The 24,447-nt window shown below is 53.6% G+C and carries 22 protein-coding genes; 17 read left to right on the top strand and 5 right to left on the bottom strand.

The window, feature by feature from the left end; translation table 11 throughout:
* Nucleotides 1-109: 109 nt before the first annotated feature.
* The 5 genes from QU597_RS01505 to QU597_RS01525 all read left to right on the top strand — a co-directional run bounded on the left by QU597_RS01505 (nt 110) and on the right by QU597_RS01525 (nt 5,702).
* Nucleotides 110-664, top strand: coding sequence for a GNAT family N-acetyltransferase (locus QU597_RS01505; protein WP_310831054.1), 555 nt, complete (start codon nt 110-112; stop codon nt 662-664).
* A gap of 186 nt (nt 665-850) precedes the next feature.
* Nucleotides 851-1,318 (top strand): Hsp20/alpha crystallin family protein, encoded by a 468-nt coding sequence (locus tag QU597_RS01510; protein ID WP_310831055.1) that lies wholly within the window; start codon nt 851-853, stop codon nt 1,316-1,318.
* Between the two features lie 230 nt (nt 1,319-1,548).
* A complete protein-coding gene (locus tag QU597_RS01515; protein ID WP_310831056.1) occupies nt 1,549-2,544 on the top strand; it encodes a DnaJ C-terminal domain-containing protein in 996 nt (331 codons plus the stop codon).
* 57 nt (nt 2,545-2,601) lie between these two features.
* Complete coding sequence (clpB, locus tag QU597_RS01520) at nt 2,602-5,238, top strand: ATP-dependent chaperone ClpB (RefSeq protein WP_310831057.1); 2,637 nt, start codon at nt 2,602-2,604, stop codon at nt 5,236-5,238.
* Between the two features lie 272 nt (nt 5,239-5,510).
* Nucleotides 5,511-5,702, top strand: coding sequence for a hypothetical protein (locus QU597_RS01525; RefSeq protein ID WP_054943261.1), 192 nt, complete (start codon nt 5,511-5,513; stop codon nt 5,700-5,702).
* Between the two features lie 127 nt (nt 5,703-5,829).
* Here the strand turns inward: QU597_RS01525 and QU597_RS01530 are convergent, their stop codons facing one another.
* Both QU597_RS01530 and QU597_RS01535 read right to left on the bottom strand, forming a co-directional pair.
* On the bottom strand, nt 5,830-7,089 hold the full coding sequence (locus QU597_RS01530; RefSeq protein WP_310831058.1) for an MFS transporter: 1,260 nt from the start codon (nt 7,087-7,089) through the stop codon (nt 5,830-5,832).
* A 70-nt stretch (nt 7,090-7,159) separates the two neighbouring features.
* Nucleotides 7,160-8,872 carry a glycosyltransferase gene (locus QU597_RS01535; protein WP_310831059.1) on the bottom strand — a complete coding sequence of 571 codons (1,713 nt, stop codon included), beginning with the start codon at nt 8,870-8,872 and terminating at the stop codon, nt 7,160-7,162.
* Nucleotides 8,873-9,115: 243 nt separating this feature from the next.
* Between QU597_RS01535 and QU597_RS01540 the strand changes: the two genes are divergently transcribed.
* The 6 genes from QU597_RS01540 (at nt 9,116) to QU597_RS01565 (ending at nt 15,010) form a co-directional block, all read left to right on the top strand.
* Nucleotides 9,116-10,732, top strand: a complete 1,617-nt coding sequence (locus QU597_RS01540) for an ABC transporter substrate-binding protein (protein WP_310831060.1) — start codon at nt 9,116-9,118, stop codon at nt 10,730-10,732.
* A gap of 84 nt (nt 10,733-10,816) precedes the next feature.
* On the top strand, nt 10,817-11,767 hold the full coding sequence (locus tag QU597_RS01545; protein WP_236336605.1) for an ABC transporter permease: 951 nt from the start codon (nt 10,817-10,819) through the stop codon (nt 11,765-11,767).
* 4 nt (nt 11,768-11,771) lie between these two features.
* Nucleotides 11,772-12,617, top strand: coding sequence for an ABC transporter permease (locus tag QU597_RS01550; RefSeq protein ID WP_310831061.1), 846 nt, complete (start codon nt 11,772-11,774; stop codon nt 12,615-12,617).
* 15 nt (nt 12,618-12,632) lie between these two features.
* A complete protein-coding gene (locus tag QU597_RS01555) occupies nt 12,633-13,649 on the top strand; it encodes an ABC transporter ATP-binding protein (protein ID WP_310831062.1) in 1,017 nt (338 codons plus the stop codon).
* Entirely contained in the window at nt 13,594-14,559 is a 966-nt protein-coding gene (locus QU597_RS01560) for an ABC transporter ATP-binding protein (RefSeq protein WP_370656226.1), read from the top strand. Before QU597_RS01555 ends, QU597_RS01560 begins: the two co-directional genes overlap by 56 nt.
* Before the next feature lie 16 nt (nt 14,560-14,575).
* Nucleotides 14,576-15,010 (top strand): hypothetical protein, encoded by a 435-nt coding sequence (locus QU597_RS01565; RefSeq protein ID WP_310831064.1) that lies wholly within the window; start codon nt 14,576-14,578, stop codon nt 15,008-15,010.
* 149 nt (nt 15,011-15,159) lie between these two features.
* Here the strand turns inward: QU597_RS01565 and QU597_RS01570 are convergent, their stop codons facing one another.
* A complete protein-coding gene (locus tag QU597_RS01570) occupies nt 15,160-16,002 on the bottom strand; it encodes an SDR family oxidoreductase (RefSeq protein WP_310831065.1) in 843 nt (280 codons plus the stop codon).
* A 205-nt stretch (nt 16,003-16,207) separates the two neighbouring features.
* Between QU597_RS01570 and QU597_RS01575 the strand changes: the two genes are divergently transcribed.
* Nucleotides 16,208-17,236: an AI-2E family transporter gene (locus QU597_RS01575; protein WP_310831066.1), complete on the top strand. Its 1,029-nt coding sequence runs from the start codon at nt 16,208-16,210 to the stop codon at nt 17,234-17,236.
* Nucleotides 17,237-17,314: 78 nt separating this feature from the next.
* On the opposite strand, the gene QU597_RS01580 is transcribed toward QU597_RS01575, so the two are convergent.
* On the bottom strand, nt 17,315-17,707 hold the full coding sequence (locus QU597_RS01580; protein WP_310831067.1) for a hypothetical protein: 393 nt from the start codon (nt 17,705-17,707) through the stop codon (nt 17,315-17,317).
* 348 nt (nt 17,708-18,055) lie between these two features.
* Between QU597_RS01580 and QU597_RS01585 the strand changes: the two genes are divergently transcribed.
* The 3 genes from QU597_RS01585 (at nt 18,056) to QU597_RS01595 (ending at nt 21,437) form a co-directional block, all read left to right on the top strand.
* Nucleotides 18,056-18,751, top strand: coding sequence for a response regulator transcription factor (locus tag QU597_RS01585; protein WP_310831068.1), 696 nt, complete (start codon nt 18,056-18,058; stop codon nt 18,749-18,751).
* Nucleotides 18,748-20,214, top strand: coding sequence for a sensor histidine kinase (locus tag QU597_RS01590; RefSeq protein ID WP_310831069.1), 1,467 nt, complete (start codon nt 18,748-18,750; stop codon nt 20,212-20,214). Before QU597_RS01585 ends, QU597_RS01590 begins: the two co-directional genes overlap by 4 nt.
* 101 nt (nt 20,215-20,315) lie before the next feature.
* Nucleotides 20,316-21,437: a hypothetical protein gene (locus QU597_RS01595; protein ID WP_310831070.1), complete on the top strand. Its 1,122-nt coding sequence runs from the start codon at nt 20,316-20,318 to the stop codon at nt 21,435-21,437.
* A 67-nt stretch (nt 21,438-21,504) separates the two neighbouring features.
* On the opposite strand, the gene QU597_RS01600 is transcribed toward QU597_RS01595, so the two are convergent.
* Entirely contained in the window at nt 21,505-21,945 is a 441-nt protein-coding gene (locus QU597_RS01600; protein WP_310831071.1) for a DUF6376 family protein, read from the bottom strand.
* A gap of 280 nt (nt 21,946-22,225) precedes the next feature.
* On the opposite strand from QU597_RS01600, the gene QU597_RS01605 reads away from it, so the two are divergent.
* Entirely contained in the window at nt 22,226-22,768 is a 543-nt protein-coding gene (locus QU597_RS01605) for a MarR family winged helix-turn-helix transcriptional regulator (RefSeq protein ID WP_310831072.1), read from the top strand.
* A gap of 210 nt (nt 22,769-22,978) precedes the next feature.
* Nucleotides 22,979-24,433 (top strand): aryl-sulfate sulfotransferase, encoded by a 1,455-nt coding sequence (locus QU597_RS01610; protein ID WP_310831073.1) that lies wholly within the window; start codon nt 22,979-22,981, stop codon nt 24,431-24,433.
* The last annotated feature ends 14 nt before the right edge of the window (nt 24,434-24,447 follow it).

A 24,447-nucleotide genomic window follows, 5' to 3' on the forward strand; every position in this document is an offset into this window, starting at 1 on the left:
CGGCATCTGATTCTCCAAACCTTCTTCTGGATTTTAACAGTTTTGGCTATTTTATAGTATCCAGATTTGTAATACCATAGAGCTACCAAAAGAGACAGGAGATGGAACAATGAGCAAGCAGTCTGGTTTATTATTCGGGGATAAGGTATACCTGCGCCCGCTGAACGGGGAGGATGCCGAACAGTATTACCATATGTTCTATGGTGCAGAGGTACGCAGGCTCACAGGGACACAGAGGCATATCAACAAAGAGCAGATCGCAGCATACATAGAGCGTAAAGCGGACGATGACAGTGCGGTGCTGCTGCTGATTGCCCTTAAAGAGACTGATGAGGTGATCGGCGACATCGCCATTCAGGATATGGACCGGGGCAACCGCACCGCCGGTCTGCGTCTCGCCATTGGCCATGAACAGCATCAGAATAAGGGATATGGCCGGGAAGCGCTGATCCTGATGCTTGACTACGGCTTCGGCATACTGAATCTGCACCGCATAGAGCTGGAGGTTTATTCGTACAATAGCCGTGCTGCACATGTGTATGAGAGCGTCGGTTTTGTCCGGGAGGGCGTGCGGCGTCAGACGCTTTTTTATGATCATGAGTACCATGATGTTGTAATAATGAGCATGCTCGAGAATGAGTACCGGGAGCGTTATTTAAAATAAAGGTCAAAAAAGGTCAGAAAGTTAATTACACCGAAAAAATGTCTGCCAAATCAGCCAAAACGCCGGGATTTCCCGGTTTTTTGGCGTATACCGGTTTTGAGATTAAACGGAGGCGGGGCTATAATAAAGGCATAAGGTCAAATAAAGTCAAGGTCAAATTAAAAGTCAATGAGAGGAGAATGAACGATGTTTGATTTGGTTCCTTTTGGAAAACGCAGAGATGACGTATTTGGTGCATTGGCAAAGTCCTTGAATGAAGTGTTCAACGATGATTTTTTTGCCCCGATGACCAGTTCCACCCTGTCTTTCCGGACGGATATCCGCGAGAGTGAGCAGGCGTATCTGATTGAGGCTGAACTGCCCGGCTTCAAAAAAGAAGAAATCGACATTGATTATGCCAGCCCTTATCTGACGATTAAAGCCGTGCGCAAAGATGAGAACAGCCAGGAGAACGAAGATCACAAGATCGTGCGCCGCGAACGCCGCTACGGTGAGTATGTCCGCCGTTTCTATGTGCAGGATATTAACGATGACGAAATCCGTGCCTCACTGAAAGATGGACTGCTGTCGCTTGAGGTGCCTAAACGGCAAAAATCAGCCGGCAAGCGCATCGAGATTCAGGACCACGGTACATCCGGGCCGCAGCTTCAGTAAGCTGTTCAAGTCTGCGCGAAGGTGCTGAAGCAGTGGGTTCCGGGCCGGCAGCCAGCCGAAGTCCCCTCTGAGCTCCGCAGTCACGGCAGCTTCACCGGGCTTTTCATATAGCAGTTCATAAAAAGGCGCATTGTAGTGGGGATACCGGCTATGGTGCGTCTTTTTTTGGGAAACGGATAGAATAAATAGATGAGCGGATTCGTATAGGAAATTAGCGAAAGGAGAGGGCCATGGTGGCGGCAAAAAACTACTATGATGCACTTGGCGTAGGCAAACAGGCGAGCAGGCAGGAGATCAAAAAAGCCTATCAGAAGCTGGCCAAACAATGGCATCCTGATGTCAATAAGGCTCCGGGCGCTGAAGAGAAATTCAAGGAAGCGGCGGAAGCTTACGAGGTGCTCGGCAACGAAGAAAAGCGCAAAGCCTATGATGAGGAGCTCCGTTACGGTTCAGGCCGGCCGGGGCAGCCGGGAGCCTGGAGAACCGCCGGCGCTTCGTCCGGTTCTGGCCGGGAGTCGCCGTTTGGTGCGGGCTGGAGCGGAAGCTACTCTACCGCTGGCGGGATTCCCGAAGAGGATTTGTTCAGTATGTTCTTTGGCAGCCGGGGCGGGGCGGACCGGTCCGGGTTTGATTTTTTCTCCGGCAGCGGCAGCGGCTTCGGCGGAACGCAGGGTATGATGCAGGCCCAGCTGGAGATCACGCTGGAGCAGGCCTATAAGGGCGGAAACGTCAGGGTGCAGGTGGGTGGTAAGGATGTGACTGTCAGTATCCCGGCGCGTTCTCCGGAAGGAACGGTCCTCCGTGTGCCGGGCAGCGCAGTAAAGGGTGCAGCAGAGGCAGGAGACCTGCTGATTGTGCTGCATCTTGCCCCGCATGAAATTTACGAGGCGGAAGACGGCGATCTGTACGGTACGGTTGAAATCGCACCATGGCAGGCTGTGCTCGGCGGGGAGGCGAAAGTTCCACTGCCCGACGGCAGCAGCATCAAGCTGAAGATTCCGGCTGGAACAACAGGCGGCAGAACGCTGCGCATTCCCGGCAAGGGGCTGAAGCGTCAGAGCGGAGCGAACGGCGACATTCTGTTCGTTGTTGAAATAGTCATTCCGCCGGATACCGGCACTACAGAGAAGAACCTGTACCGTAAGTTGGCTGAAGCCTCCAATTTCCAGGCCGGAGCGGGACGGCAGGGCGGCGGAACGCGGCGGCAGAAGGCTGCAAAGGGGTAACACGGCCAGGGTAATAACATATAAGGAACAAGTTCCAGAGGAAAGGTGCTGAAGACCATGGATTTCAATAAATTAACGCAAAAACTGCAGGAAGCCGTCGCCGCGGCACAGTCACTGGCTGCGGCAGGCGGCCATCAGGAGATCGAACATCTCCATCTGCTGAAGGCGCTTCTTCAGCAGCATGAAGGTCTGCTGCCGCGGCTGCTGCAGAAGATGAACATTCCCGCAGCTGAGCTGCTGCGCGGTACGGAGGAGCTGCTGCAGCGGAAGCCGAGTGTCAGCGGATCGGGTGCAGGTACAATGCGGCGCTATGCTTCGGCATCGCTGCTGGAGGTGCTGGATCAGGCTGAGAAGGAAGCGGCCGCGATGCAGGATGAGTTCGTGGCCGTGGAGCACGCCGTACTGGCGATGGTGTCCGATACCGGCAGCGCGAACCGCGAGCTGCGCGGATTGTTCACCAGCCGTGGCGTGACCCGCGACAAGCTGCTGGAGGTGCTGGCGGACATCCGCGGCCATCAGCGGGTGACCAGCCGGGAGCCGGAGGCCACCTATGAAGTGCTGGAGAAATACGGCCGTGATCTGGTGGCCGAAGTGCGGGCCGGCAAGATTGACCCCGTCATCGGGCGCGACGGGGAGATCCGCCGGGTGATCCGCATCCTCTCCCGCAAGACGAAGAACAATCCGGTACTGATTGGAGAACCCGGTGTAGGGAAGACAGCGATTGTCGAAGGCCTGGCCCACCGGATTGTCCGCAGGGATGTGCCGGAGGGGCTGAAGGATAAGACGATTTTCTCACTGGATATGAGCGCTCTGGTCGCCGGGGCTAAATACCGCGGGGAATTTGAGGAGCGGCTGCAGGCCGTACTGAAGGAGATCCGCGAGAGCAACGGCCGGATTATCCTCTTCATCGATGAGCTGCACACGATTGTCGGCGCAGGCAAAACGGAAGGCGCGATGGATGCCGGGAATATGCTGAAGCCGATGCTGGCCCGCGGTGAGCTGCACTGTATCGGAGCGACAACACTGGATGAATACCGCAAATACATTGAAAAGGACCCCGCGCTGGAGCGCCGCTTCCAGCAGGTGCTGGTCAGCGAGCCGGATGTCGAGGACACGATTTCGATTCTGCGCGGCTTGAAGGAGCGGTTCGAGGTGCATCATGGGGTCAAAATCCATGACAGTGCACTTGTTGCTGCGGGCGTATTATCCAACCGCTACATCACCGACCGCTTCCTGCCGGATAAGGCGATTGATCTGGTCGATGAAGCCTGCGCGATGATCCGTACCGAGATCGACTCCATGCCGGGCGAGATGGATGAGGTTACCCGCCGCCTGATGCAGATGGAGATTGAAGAAGCCGCGCTGAAAAAAGAAACCGACGATGCCAGCGCCCGCCGCCTGGAGATTCTGCAGCGGGAGCTGGCCGATCTCAAGGAAAAGCATCTGGGCATGACGGCCCGCTGGGAGAAGGAAAAGTCCGCGATTCAGGGCATCCGCGACCTGAAAAAAAGACTGGAGCAGGCCCGTAAAGACCTGGTTGACGCGCAGGAGGTCTATGACCTGAACAAGTCGGCGGAGCTGAGCTACGGCATCATTCCCGAGCTGGAGAAGCAGGTTAAGGCTGCCGAGGAAGCAGCCCAGCAGGATCAGGAGAGCCGGCTGCTGCGCGAGGCCGTGACCGAAGAGGAGATCGCCGATATCGTGTCCCGCTGGACCGGAGTTCCGGTCAGCAGACTGGTGGAGGGCGAGCGGGATAAGCTGCTGCGGCTGGAGGAGACGCTGCATGAGCGGGTGGTCGGCCAGGAGGAGGCCGTGTCGCTGGTGGCCGACGCCGTGCTGCGCGCCCGGGCCGGAATCAAAGACCCGAACCGTCCGATCGGTTCGTTCCTGTTCCTCGGGCCGACCGGTGTCGGCAAGACGGAGCTGGCCAAAGCGCTGGCCGTCTCGCTGTTCGACCGGGAAGACGGAATGATCCGCATCGACATGTCGGAGTACATGGAGAAGCATAGTGTCTCCCGTCTCGTCGGTGCGCCTCCGGGATATATCGGCTATGAGGAAGGGGGCCAGCTTACGGAGGCAGTCCGCCGCCAGCCGTACACCGTTGTGCTGCTGGACGAAGTGGAGAAGGCGCACCCCGATGTCTTCAACATCCTGCTGCAGCTGCTGGATGACGGGCGGCTGACCGATTCCCAGGGCCGGATCGTGGATTTCAAGAATACGATTGTTATTATGACTTCAAATATCGGCTCGCCGCATCTCATTCAGGGTACGGATGACAACGGGGAGCTGACGCAGGCGGTCAAGGACCGGGTGATGAAGGAGCTGAGCGGCCATTTCCGCCCCGAGTTCCTGAACCGGGTGGATGATATTGTGATGTTCAAGCCGCTGACACTGGGCGAAATCGGGCAGATTGTTGTCAAATTAGCGGATGGTTTGCGTACACGGCTGGCTGAACGGGGCATCGGTCTTACGCTGAGCGAAGCGGCGGTACGGTTTATTGCCAAGGAGGGCTTCGATCCGGTGTACGGGGCGAGACCGCTGAAACGCTTCATCCAGCGGAGCCTGGAGACACCTGTTGCGCGGGCGCTGATCGCCGGGGAAGCAGAGGAAGGCTCAATTCTGGTGGTTGATGAGGCGGACGGCAGGCTGAATGTGGCCATCCGGCGGCCTGAGGCGGCTTTCAACAGAACCTGACCAACAATATATGAGCAATGAAAATAGCTGCTTTGGTACAACTATGCATGCTGAGATCCTTCTTAGCTAAAGCTGAATTGTACTTGGGCAGCTATTTTGCTGCGCTTTGATCCCCTAAGAACTTGACGTGAGATATTATTTCATTGAAGAAATTTGCTATCGATTCATTTGAACGGTAATGGACTATAGGATAGTGAGGTTGTTTTACAAATGTGAAAATATAGTGAATTTGAAATAATATGGTGTATAATTACATAAAGGAGATGATTCCCATGGCTGACTTCTCTAATCCAGGACCAAGCTCAAATAATCCGGATCCCGGCGGTCACAAGGCTAATCATGATGTAAATGCGCAAAAGTATCATACAGAAGGGGTTCCTGGCTTTTGGAGGCAGGTAACTGATCTGCTTATTGCAGTGGCTGTTATTGCATTTATTATTTTCCTGGTTCTGTGGATTTTTTAAAGTGATATGAAAACATAATAAAACAGCGGTAAATCAGGAGTGATTGTTAAATCCTGATTTACCGCTGTTTTTGCTTTTGATTGGGTTACACCCGAAAGAAATGACGCCCATCTTCTGAGAAATATATCTAGAGCAGCTGACCCTTCTTCTGCAAATGACGATACAGCAGATAAGCGAACATTGAACAGAGCAGGGCGCACAGGCCGATGAAGCCGTAGCCCGCCTGCAGTCCGCGGAGCAGTCCCGCACCTTCCTCGGCACCGGAGGAGAACAGCTGCTTGATCCCTTCCGTGATCGCACCGATGAAGTAGTTGCCCAGCACACTGGCCACACCCATCAGGGTGACGATGAAGGTAATCGCCGTATCGCTGCCCTGGCGGTACCGGTCGGCGATCAGCGCCATAATTGTCGGGTAGACCGGCGCGATGCCGACACCGGCAACGGCGAACAGAACGGCACCGGATTCCCCGAGCAGGATGGCAGCGAACGTACATAGCCCGGAGAAGGCAGAGAAGAGGATCAGCGAGAGGGCGAAGCCGATTTTGTCGGTCACGGGGCCGAGAATGAGCCGGGCCAGCGTGAAGCAGAGGAAAAAGGCGGACAGCATGCCCGCAGCAGAGGCGGAACGCCAGCCGTAGGCTTTTTCCAGAAAGTTAACTAGCCAGCCGCCGATCGCCAGCTCTGAAATGACGCCAAAGGAAAGGACGGCGACCAGCAGCCAGATGACCGGATCGCGGGAGATGGACGATAACGGAATACGGTCCTCCGTCAGCGTGGCATCACCCGGGAATTTGCCTAGAAAGGCCGGAATCATCGGAAGGACGGATAACATGAGAATAATCAGATAGACGCCCCGCCAATCCAGCAAATGGCCAAATATCGTGACGGTCATCAGTCCGGAAGAAATCAGCGGCGCGACGGTGGAGCTAAGGCCATAGAAAAAATGGGATAGATTCATCATCGTGCCGGTGTTTTTCACAAAAATCCGCGCACCGAGCACCGCCAGGCCAATCTCCAGCATCCCGTTGCCGATATACATCAGGAAAAAAGAGCTCGATAGCGCAGGGTAGCTATGCGACAGGAAGATGAATACGCCGGATACAGCCATTGAGCCGAAGGCGAGCAGGCTTACCGCCTTGATGCCGATTTTACGGATTAAAAGTGCAGTGAAGGTGCAGGCCAGCAGATAACCGAGCGAGTTCAGGGACAGCAGCGTCCCGAGCTGTATTTCATCCAGCCGGAAATCGCTCTGGATACGCGGAATGGCGGGCCCTTTAATATTTTCAGAAAAGCCGAAAATCAGAAAGCCGACAAATACGGTCAGCAGCTGCAGAATGTAGTTGCGTTTGGATGATGATGCCGGTGTTGAACGGATGTCAGCCTTCAAGATGTACCTCCTGGATTTTGAAATCACCGGGTTTGGAGCCCAAACCACATGAGGTCCATTATATCACCGTTCACTCCGTCCAAGGAACCAGCTTGGGGTGCTGGTCGAGAATCGACTGATATTGCTCCATCCATCCGTAGACGCCCTCGGGGTCCAGCTGCATATAGCGCTTATATTTATCGAGCCGGTATTCCGGCCGGGACCAGCCGAGATGCTTGAGCCGCAGATTGCTGAGCTGATGGGACAGTTCAAAAATATTCTCCGGGAGCCGTCCGCAGTGCTGCGGTGAGTCATTCCAGACATAGGTGAAATCCTCCCGGTAGCGGAGCAGAAACGGGCGGTAGCTCTGGTGGGAGCGCCAGTACATGTCTTCACGGTAATGATGGTCGTCCCAGAAATCGTACAGCCGGAAGCAGAACAGGTCACAGTTGTCCTCCTGCAGCAGAATCTCTATATCCTGGGCGAAACGTGCCTCGAAAATTTCATCCGCATCCAGGCTCAGAATCCACTCGGGGTTTGTTTTGACGACCTCTTCCCACAGCTGCTTGCGTAGCTCGGCTTCATTGCTGAACCTGGAGACAGAATTGCGCACAAGATGAAGCGGAATGCCCTGAAGAACTTCCCGGCAAATGTCCGCTGAATCATCAGTGCTGCCGTCATCAATAATGACAGCTTCGTCAATGTATTTGCGGTGCTCCTGCAGTACTGTCCGCAGGAAGCGCGGAGCCTCGTTCTTGACGGCCATCATCAGCGTGAGCTTGGGCCGCTTTGCTGCCGCAGACGATGCAGCCGTCTTAGCGGGATCAGGGGACTTCCCCGCCTGGGACGGCGGATCTTTATGAAGGCGGTTCTCCGCTTCCGCCGCCGACCATAAGGCGGAAGCAGGCTCCGGATCCGGCCGGTGAAGCGGCTCTGCCGTTACCCCGGCAATGTCTGCCGTCCCGGACTCAGATCCGCCCGCCGCCAGCTCGACGGTTGTGATCCGGATGTAGTCTGTGACCTTGGCCAGGTCACTGTCCCGGTACAGATGCAGGGCCGGATAATGAGTATCCACATAAAGCGGGATCCCCAGGGCAGCAGCACGGATGCAGAAGTGGCGGTCTTCTCCCCAGAAGGAAATATTCGGGATCCTGTCATAGCTGACTCCGGACTCGATGGCCCGGCGGCTGATCAGGGTGCAGGCGCCAAGGCCGCCTACTTCATAAATTCCCGGCTGCTGGAGCCTGGACAGGAATAGTTGGAATCGGCGGTTGATTTCCTCCGGCCCTACCTTTTCCCCGGGGAGAATCTCCCACTGGTTATACTCATCATGCATCCAGACCTGCGGTTGCAGTAGGGTGCCGGGCTGCCACTGGGTCCAGAATATCTCCGAAATGATATCCTTCTCTGTCCGGATCAGATGTAACAGCGTATCAGGATGGAGGATCAGATCGGAATCAATCAGGAACAGATGATCATAGCCGAAGGCCTCTGCCCGGCGGATCATCAGATTTTTGAAGCCGGCCACTTTCCAGACCAGGTCGGAATTCCAGAAATGAGTGGTATCATTGCGGATATACGCATCATGGAAGCCGGAGGACTGGTGGAAGACCTCACTGCCTTCCGGGGCGAATTGCCGGAGCAGCGCACTTGCGGCATCATCCTCATTGTCATCGATAAAATAGAAATCCAGCGTCACTCCGTCACGCCGCAGGCGCAGCAGTGAATTCAGGAATTCTTGCAGGATTTGCGGTTTTTGGTGAATCGGGCTGCCAACCAGCACCCGGGTCTTAGTCTCGCTCATAGCCGAACCCTCCTGGACAGGGTTATCATGGTATAGAACATCCCCTTGCATTCACAAATAGATGATATGAAGTATATATATTCAATATATTTAGAGACGTACGAGACTAACCCTAATTTTGCTAATTTCCTCAAAGTTACAGATTTGAAAAAATCATTCATTGTAATTCCGAGTATTCCGATATATAATTCAAAAACAACATAACGAGTGAGTTTGCTCATAGACAATGGAGGAGAGAAAGAGATGAAAAGAGGGCTATCAGGGGTTGTCGCTTTAATATTGTTAACATTTATGATCAGTGCATGCTCCGGGGGGAACAACAACGCAGCATCTACTAATACAAGTGCTTCGCCAGCAGCTACTGAAGCAGCTGCCAGCACAGAGCCGAAGGACGGCGGGAGCCTGATTATCGGAGTCGCTTCCGATCCGCAGGTGCTTAATCCGAACTACGCGGGTGACCGTATCAGCCTGACAATTGACCAGGCACTCTACGCACCGCTCTTCCAAGTGAACAATGGTAAGAAAACATTCTATCTGGCAGAGAGCCTCACGCCTTCGGCCGACAATCTTACCTACACACTGAAGCTAAAAGACGGCCTTACCTGGCATGATGGTGAGAAGCTGACGGCAGATGACGTTGTGTTCACGATCGACAGCATTTTAGACGAGAAGCAGAACAGCTTCCTGCGCGCTAACTTCCTGATTAATGACAAGCCGATTACGGCCACTAAAGTGGATGATCTGACTGTAGAATTCAAGCTTCCGCAGGTCAGCCCGGCATTCGAAGCTACGCTGGTGCAGGTGTTCCCGATTCCGAAGCATATCTTTGAGAATGAAGCCGACATTGAGAAGAGCACCAAGAATGCTGCTCCTGTAGGTTCCGGTCCGTTCAAATTCAAAGAATACAAAGCAGGCGAGTATCTGACCCTGGAAAGATTCGATAACTACTTCGGCGGCAAGCCTCACCTGGATTCGGTAACCTACCGGATTGCCAAGGATGCCAACGCTGCTAACCTTGCCCTGCAGAACGGCGAGATCAACGTGCAGTACCTCGATCCGAAGGATGTAGCGACGATTCAGGCTACGAATAACTTCGAAATTCTGCCTTACAGCGAAGGCCGTCTGGCTTATCTGATGTTCAATGCGAACAGCGATACCGGCGCCTTGGCTAAAAAAGAAGTCCGTCAAGCCCTGTCCCTGGCCCTTAGCCGTGATGAACTGATCCAGACGGCGTACACATCCAGTGAATATGCGGATCCGGCGAAGTCCTTCCTGACTCCTGATGCCTTGTACTTCACGAATGATGTAACTACTTTTGACAATGACGCTGCTAAAGCGAAGGAACTGCTGGCATCCGCCGGAGAGAGCAACCTGAAGCTGAGATATATTGTACAGAGCGGTAACAAAGCGCAGGAAGCGATCTCCCTGTATGTGCAGCAGAAGCTGAAAGAAATCGGTGTTGAAGTGGAACTGCAGAACATGGATTCCTCCGCTTGGGTACAGAAGTTCATCGACCTGAAGGCTACTGATTTTGAGCTTGCACTTACTGGTTATATCATGGGATATGATCCGGATGCTTACCGTATCCTCTTCACTACAGACAGCTCTTCTAACTATTCGCATTATTCCAACGCTGAGGTTGATAAGCTGATGAACGAAGGCGCCGGCGAAGCGGATCCTGCCAAACGCGGTGAAATCTACAAGCAGGTCCAGGAAATTATCGCTGGTGATGCACCAATCTATCCTATCGCTTATACTAAAACTGTCGTAGCCGTCTCCAAAAACTACGGCGGTATTGATGAAGCCGTTCTGAAGCCTGTTGTTATTTTTGAAGATTTGTCGAAGATCTACCAGAAATAAGCCACAGTAAAAAATAAGTACGGCGAAAAATAAGCTGGACCTCCAGCTTATTTTTTTGCCGATCAAGAGCTGGGAGAATCGCGTATGAGACAACTCATCGTCCGTAGACTGCTGCAAACCATACCGATGCTGTTCTTCGTGTCGGTGGTCTGCTTTGCAATGATTAAGCTGGCCCCGGGGGACCCGGTGCTGTCCTTCGTCACGCCGAATATGCATGCAGAAGATATCGAGCGGATCCGTCATAATCTGGGACTGGATAAGCCGGCCTATATTCAATATTTCATCTGGATCAAAGAAATGGTACAGGGGAATTTCGGCTACTCCCTGGTCAATCACCAGCCTGTACTGGGGCAGATTCTGGAGCGTCTGCCGGCCACAGCCGGGCTGATGGGCAGTGCCATCCTGCTGGCTGTATTGCTGGCGATTCCGCTGGGTCTGATTGCCGGAGCGAACCGCAACCGCTGGCTGGATAAGCTGATCAATTTCATTTCCTACATCGGGATTTCCGTGCCGTTATTCTGGCTGGCGATCCTGCTGATGTATTTGTTCGCCATTAAGCTGCATCTGCTGCCAAGTATGGGCATGCGCACAATTGGTGTGGAATCGGCCGCCGATGTACTGAAGCATGGCATCTTGCCCTGCTCTGTGCTGGCTTTCGGTTTCCTGGCCAGCTATGTGCGCTATATCCGCTCCAGCACCATCGGGCAGCTCAAAGAGGAATATGTACAGATTCAATACGCTTTTGGCTCCCGGAAGTCAACGATTCTGTTCCGCCATGTGCTGAAGCATGTGCTGCTCCCGGTCATTACGCTACTTGGCATGTCCATGGGCGATCTGGTGGCGGGTGCAATTGTGACCGAGACGGTCTTCTCCTGGCCGGGTATCGGCTCACTGGGGATGACAGCGGTCCGGGGTATGGATTATCCGGTCATTATGGGGATTACGCTGTTCTCGTCCCTCATGCTGATCATCGGCAATCTGGCCGCGGATATTCTCTACAGCTTCGTAGATCCGCGTATCAAATTAAAGGGGTGACCTCATGAATCGCAGTAAATGGATAAATTTAAAATCAGAGCTGTTTACGAACGGTCTGGGTGTCGCCGCTCTTGCTATTCTGGTGGTCTTTACGCTGGGCTCCATATTTGCTTTCTTGTCCGGCTATGACCCTAACGCGATGGATGCCATGGCCAGACTTACACCCCCCGGGGCGGGCCACTGGTTCGGAACGGATGACTATGGCCGGGACTATATGGCCCGGGCGCTGTACGGCGGGCGTGTCTCCCTGCTGGTCGGCTTTGCTTCCATGATCGTGGCCACCATTATCGGGGTTGCTGTCGGTGTCGTCAGCGGCTATTTCGGCGGCTGGCTGGATAATCTGCTGATGCGGATGCTGGACATCATCATGTCGATTCCGTCCTTTTTGATCCTGCTGCTGCTCAGTGTATTCCTTAAGCCGAGCGTCGGCAATATCATTCTGATTATAGCCCTGCTGATGTGGATGACGGTGGCCCGGGTCATCCGGGCGGAGACGATGACCATCAAGGAGCGCGAATACGTGCTGTACGCCAAAGCCTCCGGCCAGAGCGCGTCCGGCATTATCTGGCGGCATATTCTTCCCGGGCTGGTGCCGGTCATTATCGTAGGAGCAACCAACAACATCGCTTCAGCTATTATGATGGAATCCTCGCTCAGCTTCCTCGGCTTCGGCGTACAGCCGCCGAATGCCACCTGGGGCAGTATGCTGAATAGCGCGCAGGGCTACATTGCCCAGGCGCCTTATCTGGCACTATTCCCGGGTCTGATGATTCTGCTGACTGTGCTAAGCTTTAACGTGCTGGGTGATATTTTGCGGGTCGGCTTTGAACCTAAGCTGATCAAGAGATAGGAGAGTGAAGACAGCATGACTGAGCGGCTGCTATCTGTTGAGAATTTACAAGTATCGTTCGCTACCCGTGACGGGGAGAACCAGGCGGTCCGGGGCGTCAACTTTCATATTAATGCCGGTGAGACCGTAGGGATTGTCGGGGAATCCGGCAGCGGCAAAAGCGTTACCGCCAAGGCAATCATGTCGCTGATTACCCCTCCGGGACGGATCACCTCCGGAAGGATGGAGTTTCGCGGCAGGGATCTGACCGGACTTTCGGAAAAAGAGTGGCGGAAGCTGCGCGGCAACGTGATGGCTATGGTCTTTCAGGACCCGATGACCTCGCTGAATCCGGTCAAAAAAATCGGGCAGCAATTAACGGAAGTGATCCGCAGACACCGCGGATTAAATAAAGAAGCAGCCTACAAGGAAGCGGCTGAAATGCTGCGCCAGGTAGGTATCCGTGATCCGGAGCAGCGTCTTGCGCAGTATCCGCATGAATTCAGCGGCGGGATGCGCCAGCGGGTAATGATCGCGATGGCGCTCTCCTGCCAGCCGGAGCTGCTGATTGCCGATGAGCCGACTACGGCGCTGGATGCTACCATCCAGGCACAGATTCTTGACCTGTTCAAAGAGCTGAAAGGCAAGTCGGATACGGCAGTTGCGCTAATCACACATGACCTCGGGGTGGTGGCTCAGGTCTGCACCCGGGTCATTGTGATGTACGGCGGGCTGATTATGGAGGAAGGAACGGTAGAGGATATTTTCTACCGTCCGCAGCATCCATACACCCAAGGGCTGCTGCGCTCGATTCCGAAGCGCGGCGGAGGTTCGCGTGAGCGGCTGATCCCGATCGAGGGTACGCCGCCCGATCTGCTGAATCCGCCGCCGGGCTGCCCGTTTATGGAGCGCTGCCCGCATGCCTTTGCCCGCTGCAGCGAACGTCCGCCGGTAACAGAGCTGTCCCCGGGACACCGCTCGATGTGCTGGCTGGCTGATGGTGCAGGGCAGCAGGCGGCAGCTGTCGCAGAAGGAGGGTTATCCGGTGAGTGAGAGCAGTATCTTAGTAGATGTTAATAATCTCAAGAAGCACTTCTCCAAGGGCAAGGATCTGCGCGGGCGTGACACTGCTGTCCTTAAAGCGGTGGATGGCGTCAGCTTCCAGATCCGCCGCGGCGAAACCTTCGGGCTGGTTGGTGAATCGGGAAGCGGGAAATCTACGGTGGGGCGCTGTTTGCTGCGGCTGTACGATTACACCGCTGGTGAAGTATCATTTGACGGGCAACCGCTCGGGGCCTTAGGCGAGAAGCAGCTTAAGCCTTTCCGCAGACGGATTCAATCCATCTTCCAGGACCCGTATTCCTCGCTGAATCCCAGCCTGAATGTGCTGGAGCTGATCAGCGAGCCGATGAAGATCCATGGTGTGTATCAGGGAGAGGAACGCAAGGAAGCAGTGGCTGCACTGCTGGAGAAAGTAGGTCTGAAGCGGGAGCACCTGTACCGCTTCCCCCATGAGTTCAGCGGCGGCCAGCGGCAGCGGATTTCCATCGCCAGAGCGCTGTCGGTAAGGCCGGAGTTTGTGGTCTGCGATGAGCCGATTTCAGCGCTCGACGTGTCCGTTCAGGCACAGGTAGTCAATATGCTGGAGGATCTGCAGGCGGAGTTCGGCTTGACGTATCTGTTCATTGCCCATGACCTGTCGATGGTCCGGCATATTTCCGACCGGATCGGCGTAATGTACGGCGGGCGTCTGGTGGAAGTGGCTGAGAGTGATGAGCTGTATGACAATCCGCTGCATCCGTATACGAAGGCGCTGCTATCCTCTATTCTGGAGACAGATCCGCTCAAGGCGAATCAGCGCATCCATCTGGACGGCTTCTCCGTCACGCGCGGTGAAGGTGAGGCAGCGCAGCTGCAAGAGGTAACTCCGGGCCACTTCGTGGCTTATGATTTCAAGGAATAAGCGGGAGGTTATGAAGATGACGGAAACAGTGAAAAGGATAAAATTATCACAGTGGGATGCATTGTTATTGGAGTCACTGCGGGGGCTGGGCTGGACGAATGAAGAGCTGCTGGCAATTACCTCCGCGACAGAACTGCCGGTGGACAATAGTCCGTTCGAATTTGATTATCAGCAGCTCGCGGCTCTGGCAGCAGAGAAGCCTGAAGAATATCGCCAGGCTGTAACGGAAGGCTACCAGATTAAATACAATACGATCCGCGGCATCCGCAGCTGGATCTCTGTCGCCCTCGGCCTAGAGCCGCAGCTGGAGCTGGAGGAAGGCAAGGAAGCGGTTGAGGTTTCCTTAAACGCAGACGAGAAAAAACGTGTGGAAGACGTTCTGTCCTTTGGCTGGGTGATCAGCGGGGGAACGGAGTCCGGAGTCTACCGGATTGAACCGCTCCAGCGGTAAGCTGCACTATAAATTTAATTGCCTCCCGGCGATACGTCCGGGAGGCAATTTTTTTGGCTCTAATTTTTAAGCGGCTGAAACGCGGGAACAGGGATAGACGTATGATAAGAAGCATGGAATCGTTTAGGGGGAATCCTGCCGCCCGGTCTTTACTGCATATTAAGCTGAATTTTGCGGGTGCTGAGTACGCCTTCCAGGCCGGTAGGGTCGTTACTTACTTTGCGGGATACAAAGGCTTCAGCCCGCTCCGAGGTGCGGATACGCACCGGCTTGGTCTCCATATGCACCAGTTCCCACATAACGTCGGCTACGGACTCTGCCGTCTGGGGCTCTACATTCCGCTGCAGAAAGGTTGCGGTGTAAGCATCAATTACCGGCTTATATTCGTCGTCCAGAATCCCGCCGGTGCCGGCTACATGCCCCAGCACGGTTTTGTTGAATTCTGTGGCAATCGCCCCTGCCTCCAGCAAAGTTACGTCGATGTTGAATTGCGGTTTGTAATAGGTAGCCAGACTTTCCAGCAGGCCTTCCACCGCAAATTTGCTGGCGCAGTATATTTCATTCATCGGCTGTCCGACAAGTCCGCCTACACTTGAAGTGGCTACAATATGAGCGTATCCGCTCTTGCGCAGCAGCGGAAGTGCGGCCCGGATCGTATGCATTACACCGTATACGTTGGTGTCGAAGACACGCTGAATATCTTCCACCGGCGCTTGTCCAAGTGCGCGGAGGTAGCCGAAGCCGGCATTTGCGAACAGCACATCCAGAGAGCCGTGCTCACGCTCAATCTCGTCAATCACAAGCTGGATGCTGTCCGGATCTGTGACTTCGAGATGGACGAAATGCAGATTGGTCTCTTCGCGGTACAGCTCATGGTCGCGGGCCAGATTCCGCGTGCCGGCGTATACAGTCCAGCCTTCACGGGCGAATTTCAAAGCCGTAGCCAGTCCGATTCCGGAAGAGGCGCCGGTAATGCAGATGATTTTGCTCATTTTAAATGCAACCTCCAATGAATTTAATGTTGGATAAATTAGGAATTTTCAAACACATTATAGCATGTACCGGGTGTATCTCTCTCTTATGTCCGGCATAAGTCCGCATTTTCGCCTATTTTTACGGCCAGCTTAAGTTGTATCAAAGATTTCATTACTGTAGACTATAATTAAGTCTATAGTAGTAAGCGAATGGAGAGGAACAATGGAAGTATTTAAACGTTATTACGCAAATTTAACGATCCGGCGCTTTGGAATTCTGGTGTTGATCGGACTTCTGCTCTACAGTATCAGAGACATGCTGAATTTAGTGCTCCTGACATTTTTGATTGCTTACGTGATGAACAGTTTTCAGGTTCTGCTGACGAAGCGGATCAGCAAGTATATCCGGGTAAACAGCAAGGTCATTATTATCGTGTTGTACCTGGCCCTTATCACCATGATTGTACTTGCCCTGGTAAAATACCTGCCCAAAGTGTTCGAGCAAATTAAGCAGTTAACCACCTTTTTATCGAATTTAACTCCTGAAGACATCCCGCAAAACCAGATTACCCAGTACTTATTCGTTACGCTCAAGGATTTGAATTATCAGTCTTATCTCAAGGGCGGAATTGACTATGTGTTCAAAATCAGCAACTGGGGCACCACCTTCGTATTATCCACCATTCTGAGCTTTGTTTTCATCCTGGAAAAGGGCCGCATCGTCAGCTTCACTTCCCGCCTGAGAGAGAGCAAGATATCCTGGTTCTACGTTGAGCTTGAGTATTTCGGCAAAAAATTCATTTCCTCCTTTGGCAAAGTCATTGAGGCGCAGATTCTGATCGCACTGTTCAATACCGTGTTCACCGTTATAGGGCTGTGGATTCTGGGCATGTTCTTCTCACCGTTCCCTTACCTGTTTGCGCTTTCTATCATGATTTTCCTGCTCAGCCTGATTCCGGTAGTCGGCTTTGTCATCTCGCTGGTTCCGCTTTGTATTATCGGCTATAATATCGGCGGGCTGGAAGTGGTCATCTATGTACTAGCTATGATCGCCGTGCTGCACTTTATGGAGGGTTATTTCCTGAATCCGAAGCTGATGTCCTCGAAGATGAACCTGCCGATGTTCTATACCTTCATCGTTTTGCTGTTCTCCGAGCACTATATTGGCGTATGGGGACTTATTCTCGGGATTCCGATCTTTGTATTCTTCTTGGATATCCTTGAAATTTCCCGCAATGAACCCGGGAAGTAACCAGAATTCCGTTCATAAAAGAGAGGCAGCCCGCATTTGCCGGCGGGCTGCCTTTTTCATAATCTAAGTATTCCGCAATCAGCCGAACGTAGTAGTGACACTCTGGGTCACAAGCTCTCTTACCTCGGCTTTTTGCGCTGCGTATTGTTCTCTTGTAATGCTTCCGCTAGCCAGCCGCGAATCCAGCTGCTGAGTCAGCTGTGCAACCTGCAGGTTAATGACATGATTGATATTCCCGCCGTTCTCTGTGGCGATGTCCTTCAGGGACTTACCGTCGTAAATTGCCTCGTACAGCTCTTCATCGGAGGACTGGTTCAGTGCTTCAAGCAGTTCGTCCTTGTCTGCCACAGCTGCGGAAGTAGACCATTTGGCTACCGGAGAGGCGATGGCGGCAGTTTTACCCCAGGCTGTTCCTCCGAAAGACATAGCTACGATCATGGTCCCGACAATCATCACTCGTTTTATGTTCATGTAAATATCCTCTTTTCATTATTTGTTATATCGGTAAGGGGTCATAGGTTACGTCAGTTAGGATAAATGTGCTTAAGTGCATTGTAACCGGGAAAGCTGAGGCTAAGCTTAAGTCTGGTTTAAGATTGCCTAAAGAATGGCCCCTTGCGGGGTAATACGCTTTAATCAGCGGCAGGGTTCATTTAAATGATCACGGCAACCTTTCAAGCGGAGAACCGTCTGGAAGCATGGTAGAGCTTTTGGGTGGACCGGCAAACCAAGGTATACTATCAGCAGGAAGCAGAACGGTTATTAAGAGAAGCAGGGCCAGATAGTAAATAAACCATAAGTGTAAGAGGTGAACCGCCGATGAATAAAAAAGTACTGGTTGTTGATGACGAACAGAGCATTTCCAGTGCAATTGCCTATGCGCTGCGGCGTGAAGGCTATGAGGTGGATACGGCCGGTGACGGGGAGGAGGCGCTCTCCAAGGTGCTGACCTTCCATCCGAATGTGCTGGTGCTGGACGTGATGATGCCGAAGCTGAGCGGCTATGATGTATGCCGCCGGCTGGAGAACCGGGATGATATAGGGATTATTCTGCTGACAGTCAAAAATGATATTGTCGATAAAATTGTCGGGCTGGAGCTAGGGGCAGATGATTACATGACCAAGCCGTTTGAAATCCGTGAGCTGCTGGCCCGTGTCAAGGCGCTGCTGCGCAGGCTGGAGAAGAAGACGGGTGAAGCCGCCGGCGAGGTAATCGAGTATGGGGCGCTGCGAGTGTATCCCGAAAGGCGTTCTGCCGAGCTTAAGGATGAAGAGCTGGAGCTGACGCCGAAGGAATTTGATCTGCTGCTGCTCCTGCTCTCCCATCCGCAGCGTGTGTATATGCGGGAAGAGCTGCTGGAGCAGGTATGGGAGATGGACTATGCCGGCGGCACGCGCACCGTGGATATCCACATCCAGCGTCTGCGCAAAAAGCTCGGTGAGCCGTATCAGAATATGCTGCAGACGGTTTATGGCGTCGGGTATAAAGCTGTACCGGCCGGGAGCTACGCATGAGAGTCAGCATCAAGCTGAAATTCAGCCTGTTCCTGGGGCTGCTGCTGATCCTGGCTATCAGTGTGCTGAGCTATTTCGTGCTGCGCGGCGTAGAGCGCAATGAACTGACCCAGGCGGAGGCCTCGCTCGCCCAGCATGTCAAAACCGTTAATCTGCGGGTGAAGCAGACCTACTACACGGGAGTCCGGCTTCCTCCGCAGCAATTTCTGCAGCGGCGCGGGCGTGAGCTGGCGGCCGAGCTGGCCGGTTTTACCGGTCTTGAGGTCACGCTGTACGATGCGCAAGGTGAGCAGGCAGGAACCTCGGTGCAGCGTGAGCCTGCACAGGGAAGTGCTGTTGCCGCCGATGCACTGGCCTATGCGCTGCAGAACAAGATCGCTTACCAGAATGCAGGCGACAAGCTGCTCTATCTGGCTCCGCTTCAAGGCCCGGAGGGTCAGATGGGGGTAGTGCAGCTGCAATATTCGCTGAAGAGTGCACAAAGCTTTCAGCAGACCCTCCGCAATCTGTTCCTGACGACCGGAGCCGCAGTGCTCCTGCTAAGCTTCATTACCGGTTATTTGTATTTCAACCGCGCCGCCTCTGCGATCAGCCGCTTGAAGAAGGCGGCAGAGTCGATCCGCCGGACCGAATATATCTCGTCCCCGCCGCTTACGCGGAGGGATGAGCTGGGTGAGCTGGCCGAAGGGATTTATTTTATGAGTAAGGAAATTGAGCGCAGTATTGCCGCAAAGGATGAGGAGCAGCGTAAATTACAGCTCGCCGTGACGAAGCTTCAGGCGCTGGAACAGCAGCAAAAGCAGTATATCGGCAATATCAGCCATGAGTTCAAGACACCGCTGACCTCGATTAAGGCTTATGTGGACTTGCTTAATATGTATGATGATGATCCCAAGCTGCTGCTGGAGGCCAAGACCAATATCGCCAAGGAAAGTGACCGGCTGTATGAGATGGTGGACAAGGTGCTGCAGCTGACCGCACTGGAGAAATATGATTTCGAATCGCAGGCGGAGTCTTTTGAGGTAGCTGAAGGGCTGCGGGATATCTGCGGCCGGATGAACGGCAAGGCCGAGCGGTTCGGCCTGACAATTACGCTGGAGGCGGAGCCTGCGCAGATCTGGATCGACAAAGAGAGCTTCATGCATATTTTCATCAACCTGATCGATAATGCCATCAAATATAATGTCCCGCAGGGGGCTGTCCATCTGCGCAGTGAGGTCCGGGAGGGCCGGGTATGGATCACGATCAGCGATACCGGCATCGGCATCCCGGCTGAAGCGCGGGACAAAATCTTCGAGCCATTCTATACGGTTAACCGCGACCGCTCCCGTGCGTCAGGGGGCACCGGTCTCGGGTTGTCGCTGGTGCGCAATCTGGTCGAGAAGCAGAACGGCACCATTGTCCTGCTGGAGACAGAGGGCGAAGGCTCGGCGTTCCAGCTTTCTTTTCCGGTAATGGTGTGAGGATCAATAAGATTTACAAGTTGGAAACATTATGCAGCGTTTTTGAAATACTCTTCCGGTATGCTTGGGGCATTGGAGCAATAACACTGTAGGGGGAAGTAATGATGATTATATTAACAAGCGGCAGGCTGCGCAGGGCGGGTCAGGTAGTGCTGGGCACAGCGCTTGTGCTGACTACGGCATGCAGTTCGGGGAATACGGAGTCGCGGCAGGTCGTTGACAAGTCGGGTACCCAAATTACAGTAATGGATAATACCAGCGAATCTGTATACACCAAGCTGAAGCTGGAGGGCATCGACAAGGTCGACGGTGTGCGCGGCATGGACTGGGTTAGTGAGGATGTCATTGCGGTGGACAAAGAAAACCGGAATCTTATCCCGCAGACGATTGAAGGCACGGAACGTTATCCGCATAATCTCTATTTGCATAACCTTTCCTCCGGGGAGGAAACTGCGCTCCAGGAAGGGGACAAAAACTATAGTGCAGCGGAGCTGTCCCCCGACAAAAAGTATCTTCTGTACAAAGAGGCAGAGGATGTGGTGGGTCTCGGGTACATCATGAATCTTGCCACAGGCGCTTCGGTCAAGGTGGATGAAGCCCCGTTCCGGATGGAAGAAGGCCGGTGGGCAGACGACGGGCATGTGATTTTCCCCAGTATGGATGGGACTGTTTACAGCGTAGATGTACAGGGAAATAAAGAGACTGTGGTGAAGCCCGGCGAACCCTATGTCCATGAGCTGGGGCAGTCGGGGAATATCATCTACTACGTGACCGGTGAGGAGATGCAGCTGAACGCCTACGATACTGAAACCAAGCAGTCCAGGGCTCTGAAAAAAAGTGTGGTCTGGGCCATTCCGTCCCCGGACGGCAGCAAGCTGGCGATTGTGAAGCGAACTAAGCCGGGAGAGATGGTGCTGGTGCTCTGTGACAGCGAGGGCAACGAGCAGTCGGAGCTGGCCTCGGGCCAGCAGGTCTTCGGAACAAGCTGGTCGCCGGACGGCAGCATGCTGGCGTATTCATTAATCGCCGAGAACCCTGCCGATGACCAGAACGGGGTGTTCATTACCACACTTGAGACCGGGGAGCAGACGCCGCTCCTTGGCGATATTGAAATTTCCGGCCAGCTGCGCTGGAGTCCTTCCGGCAAGAAGCTGCTGGCTTCATCGGCTGTGCTGAAGGATAACGCCTTTCAGATCACGACCTATGTGATTAGGCTGTCATAACGCACAAGAAAAAGCGCCCGGGATATGGCAGCTGCTGATGCCATATCCCGGGCGTTTATTAATGCTGTTATTGAGGGGTTAGCTGACCCAGCTGGTTCAAAAGCTCGTTGATCTGGCTGATCGTAGCGGGAATCCCTGTCGATTCGAAGGCGGCTTTGCCCTCTTCCAGATTAGTTGCAGCCTGATCCAGACCTTGCTGAAGCTTCTCGTTGTAGCTCACAATGGATTGATGCAGATCCGCCGCATACTCCGGAACCTGAAGATTGGCATACCCGGAAATCTGTTCCTTCAGACCAGCCAGCCTTTCTATCAATGCCTCCTTAGCCTGCGGGTCTGTGGCTGCATCGGCTGCCAGCGAATCCATTTCCTGCCCGAATTCTGTCAACGTTTGCATGTAAGAAGCTGTATCGGCAGTGAAACTGACGCTATTCCCCACCTTTTCTGCAAACCCGCAGCCCGGTACAATCAGCAGGATGAACAGCAGCAGACTTAAACTGTATTTCTTCATTCGCCTCACTCCTCTTGAGTTATCGTATGTGCCAGGTTTACTCTAGTTCATACGGCAGTATACAGAGCGGGTTGCGGAAAATTAACTTTTGTCTAAATTCATACTTGACAGGTGGGTTTAAGGGGGTATATGATTACACCAATAGTTCACCACTAATTAAATGAACAGTGAAATAATTACCTGAGCCGATTGGACCGCCAAAGGCTCCCGCATTACTACCCTATGGAGGGAGTATGCCGGGAGCCTTTTTTTGTTGGCTGATGGAGGAAGGCAGGAGCGAATGACAGATGAAAAGTGGGAGCGCCTGGAGGAGGCCGACTGGCTCTTCCGCAAGATGGTAAGGAGATTCGTGAAGGAGCGTGACCGGGTGAATGTGGAGGGCATTGCCCTGCCGGGCATGCTGATCCTGAACAAGATTATCCGCGAGGGTGAGCAGCGGCTCGGCGACCTGGCAGAGCAGCTCGATTTCACCTCCGGTGCCATCACGGCACTGAGCGACAAGCTGGAAAAAGGCGGGTACACGGTACGCCGGCGGAAGGAAGATGACCGCAGGACAGTTCTGCTGAATATTACGGCAAAAGGGCGGGAGCTGGTGCAGCGCAACAGCAATGTGGGAGCCCGATGTATCACGCTTCTGTTCGAGGGCTTCACGGAGGAGGAGCTTGAGCAGCAGAGCCGGTTCTATGAACGGATTATCGGGAATCTGGAAGGATTCTCGGATACGCTGCTGGAGCTGGCCCGGGACAATACCGAAGCCGCCGCGACCCGCCCTGAACAGAAGCCGCGAAAACCCTCGACAGAGAACAAGTATCTCAGCTACTAAGAACAACAAGAAGCGGTTTTATATACGAAGACGGTTCAGGATGCATAAGCTCACAAAAAATTAAGTGTATGCTTCCGAAGCGAGTTTTGTACGAAGCTGGTTCAACGAAGTAACCCTAACAAAACTTTGAGCGTATGCTTCCGAAGCGATTTTTTGTACGAAGACGGTTCAGGAAGCATAAACTCACAAAAAATTTTAGGAGAGATGATCATGGGACACTCAACAATTTATCCGACAGGAGCTACATTGTATAACCCGGCCAAGGCATGGAGCGGTTATACCGTCTATCAGGCAGGTGAAGAAGGGGTTGTGCTGATCGACATGAACGGCAAAGAGGTGCATCTGTGGAAGGGGCTGCTCGGTTTCCCTGCCAAAATCCTCCCGGGCGGTTATGTACTGGGCAGTACAGGACGAAGAGATCCGAAGTTCGGCATTCAGGATAATGTCGATCTGGTACAGGTCGATTGGGACGGCAATATTGTCTGGAAATTCAACGGTTATGAGCACATCGAAGACCCCGGCTACGAACCGCTGTGGTATGCGCGCCAGCATCATGACTATCAGCGGGAAGGCAATCCGGTGGGCTATTATGCTCCGGGCCTTGAACCTAAGGTGAACAGCGGCAAGACCCTGATTCTGGCCCACAAAAACCTGCATAACCACGAAATCTCCAACAAGGAACTGTTGGATGACACGATTATTGAGGTGGACTTTGACGGCAATATTGTCTGGGAATGGGCCGCGAGTGATCATTTTGCAGAGCTTGGATTTGATGAAGCAGCCCGCAATGTACTGTTCCGTGATCCGAATACACGCTCCTTCGGTCATCTGGGCGGAGGCGTCGGTGACTGGCTGCACATCAACTCGGCTTCCTATGTAGGACCGAACAAATACTACGATAACGGGGATGCGCGTTTCCACCCGGACAACATCATCTGGGATGCCCGTGAAGCAAACATTATCGCTATTACAGACCGGGCAACAGGCGCGATTGTCTGGCGGCTCGGCCCCGACTATAACCTGCCTGAAGTGAAGCATATCGGCTGGATTATCGGCCAGCATCATGCCCATATCATTCCGAAGGGGCTGCCGGGCGAAGGCAACCTGCTCGTATTTGATAACGGCGGCTGGGGCGGTTACGGATTACCTAACCCTGCCTCACCATACGGACAGAAGAATGCCGTGCGCGACCACTCGAGGGTTCTGGAGATTAATCCGGTCACCTTCGATATTGAGTGGCAGTACACCTCCGCAGAAGCCGGCTTCTCTGTACCTACTGACTCCTATAAATTCTACAGTCCCTATATCAGCTCGGCCCAGCGCCTCGTGAACGGCAATACACTGATCACAGAAGGTTCAAACGGCAGATTGTTCGAGGTTACGGCAGAGCATGAAATTGTCTGGGAGTATGTCTCCCCTTATAAAGACGGCAGAAACACCAACATGGTCTACCGCTCCTACCGTGTGCCTTACAGCTGGGTACCGCAGCTTGAGAAACCGCAGGAAACGGAGATTGAGCCCATCGATGTAACCAGCTTCAGAGTACCGGGGGCCGCACCCAAGGGATCGGATTCAGTAGTGAGTGTTGCTACAACCCTGCCGTTCATGGAGGGCGCCGCTTGTGTGGCAACAGCAGAAGAGGGCGTTCTTCAGAAAAAAGGCTAGATCACTAATTAAGC

The sequence above is a fragment of the Paenibacillus pedocola genome, from assembly GCF_031599675.1.
In the GTDB taxonomy this organism is placed as follows: Bacteria; Bacillota; Bacilli; order Paenibacillales; family Paenibacillaceae; genus Paenibacillus_AQ; species Paenibacillus_AQ pedocola.